At 54.4% G+C, this 2,236-nt stretch carries 4 protein-coding genes; 1 reads left to right on the top strand and 3 read right to left on the bottom strand.

All coding sequences use genetic code 11. The annotated features are described in order from the left end of the window. Nucleotides 1-47: 47 nt before the first annotated feature. The 3 genes from ACW9JC_RS30035 to dcd all read right to left on the bottom strand — a co-directional run bounded on the left by ACW9JC_RS30035 (nucleotide 48) and on the right by dcd (nucleotide 1,559). On the bottom strand, nucleotides 48-428 hold the full coding sequence (locus ACW9JC_RS30035; protein WP_457459584.1) for a hypothetical protein: 381 nt from the start codon (nucleotides 426-428) through the stop codon (nucleotides 48-50). A gap of 247 nt (nucleotides 429-675) precedes the next feature. Then, nucleotides 676-885, bottom strand: coding sequence for a hypothetical protein (locus ACW9JC_RS30030; RefSeq protein ID WP_338585095.1), 210 nt, complete (start codon nucleotides 883-885; stop codon nucleotides 676-678). A 107-nt stretch (nucleotides 886-992) separates the two neighbouring features. Continuing rightward, a complete protein-coding gene (gene dcd / locus ACW9JC_RS30025; RefSeq protein WP_007904652.1) occupies nucleotides 993-1,559 on the bottom strand; it encodes a dCTP deaminase in 567 nt (188 codons plus the stop codon). Nucleotides 1,560-1,912: 353 nt separating this feature from the next. On the opposite strand from dcd, the gene ACW9JC_RS30020 reads away from it, so the two are divergent. Continuing rightward, the gene (locus ACW9JC_RS30020; RefSeq protein ID WP_002554837.1) at nucleotides 1,913-2,122 is read left to right on the top strand and encodes a cold-shock protein; all 210 of its coding nucleotides are present in this window, start codon (nucleotides 1,913-1,915) and stop codon (nucleotides 2,120-2,122) included. Nucleotides 2,123-2,236: the final 114 nt, after the last annotated feature.

Genomic DNA, 2,236 nt, shown 5'->3' with positions numbered 1-2,236 from the left:
ATCTTGAAAAAGCCAAAAGATCGCAGCCTGCGGCAGCTCCTACAGAATTAATTACTCGCTTCGTACTCCAGCCTGAAACTGCCGTTCTCTACCTGCACGCCATCGGCATCCAGCCCGCTGAAGCTACCGGCAAATTGCGCATCCCCGCCCACTGTCAGCTCAAGCGTGCCTCGATACAGCTCCGCTTCCGAACTATCTGTCACATGAATAATCATGGGTGACCGTTCACTCAGCCCCAAACCGAAGTTTCCAGTTTGGATTCCGACCGGCAGATACACGTAAAACTCCTTCCCTCCGCCGTTACTGGCCTCGATACAGTGCAGACCATTGCGCTCGTAGTAATAGAGCCCTTGCGTCACCTGAAACTCCATAGTTCCGTTCGCAGCGATCACATCGGCACTCAAACGTCCTGTTCGATTCGTACTCATCCTGAAATTCCTTTTTCATATTGTTGTGCGCGGGCCTTTGCATAAAGCCTTGGGCGCGTGGAAGGCCGAAATGAAAACACGGCTGTTCCGCCGATTGGTTTCAACGGCGAACACACTTATTTCCGAATATGAGAAGTCAGGATCAGAGCTGAAAACGGCGACCGTTTGATAAACGGAAAACGCAAACAAGGCCAGCGCCCCTAGATCGAAAACGACCTCGGGGCACTGACCTTGTCAAAAGCGGGATTCAGGCGACAGGGGCAGGAGGCGGTTCATCCGGCAACGTTGGCTCGCCAGGCTCGGTAGGTTGCTCGTTCGGGGTATCGGGGTCGGGTTGACCGGGGATCCCGCCAGCCTGGACGACCGAGGGATGCGCCAACAAGGACCAGGCCAGCACGCCCACTTGATTGGGTTCAAGCCTTGCCAGTTCGGCACTTATTCGCGGATCGATCTTCATAACGCACTCCTGAGCGATGGCCCGATCCGCCTTGCGCGAATCGGAGCAGTACACTCCATAGAGTGTACGCTCGCTCAGGAATTCCCACGGTTTGTCAGACGGCTGACTCAGGTGCGCGGCAGGGTGACGCCACGCTGGCCCTGGTACTTGCCGCCACGGTCCTTGTAGGACACTTCACATTCTTCGTCAGACTCAAGGAACAGCATCTGCGCCACGCCTTCGTTGGCGTAGATTTTCGCCGGCAGGTTGGTGGTGTTCGAGAACTCCAGGGTCACGTGCCCTTCCCACTCAGGCTCGAGCGGTGTCACGTTGACGATGATGCCGCAGCGCGCGTAGGTGCTTTTACCCAGGCAGATGGTCAATACATTGCGCGGGATGCGGAAATATTCGACGGTGCTGGCCAGGGCGAAGGAGTTCGGCGGAATGATGCACACGTCGCTGTGGATATCGACGAAGCTGCCGGCGTCGAAGTTTTTCGGGTCGACGATGGCCGAATTGATGTTGGTGAACACCTTGAAATGATTCGTGCAACGTACATCGTAGCCGTAGCTCGACACGCCGTAGGAGATCACACGGCTATCGTCGCTGCCACGCACCTGGCGCTCTACGAAGGGCTCGATCATGCCGTGCTCTTGCGCCATGCGGCGAATCCACTTGTCCGATTTGATGCTCATGGCGGGTGTCCTGAATAGCGAGGTGGAAAAATCTGTCCGGCATCTTACCGGGGCGCGCCGCCGGGTTCAAAGTGCCGGACACAATTCTCGACGATACTGCCGGATTTGCGCAGCTTCGAAGCAATACGATGCACCGTCGATCATGAAAACCGAGAAACCTTCGCAAGAAGCATTGGCACGTCCCGGAAAAAGGGTTAAGGTGGCGCCACTGTGCTGCTTGTGTCACTGAGAATCTCTACACGATATGTTGAATTTCGATCCAACCATCTACAAGAATTTTTCCTGCTCTTTGCACTCAGTCTCGGCCAGGGTTCTTCCTGAGTCGCAGTTATCTTTGTTCAAGGAGTTACACCATGTCTAATCGCCAAACCGGTACCGTTAAGTGGTTCAACGATGAAAAAGGCTTCGGCTTCATCACTCCACAATCCGGTGACGACCTGTTCGTTCACTTCAAAGCTATCCAATCCGACGGCTTCAAAAGCCTGAAAGAAGGCCAACAGGTTTCTTTCATCGCTACCCGCGGTCAGAAAGGCATGCAAGCTGAAGAAGTTCAAGTTATCTAACTTGTACTTGCTTTAGTAAAAAGCCCCGCCCTCAAAAGCGGGGCTTTTTTGTGGGCAAGTGTTTTTGCCCGCACAAAAAAGATCGCAGCCTTCGGCAGCTCCTACAAGGTCATG

This window comes from Pseudomonas sp. SDO5591_S426 (assembly GCF_054070755.1).
Note: the sequence above shows the minus strand (reverse complement) of the source record. Positions and strands in the feature narration are given on the sequence as shown.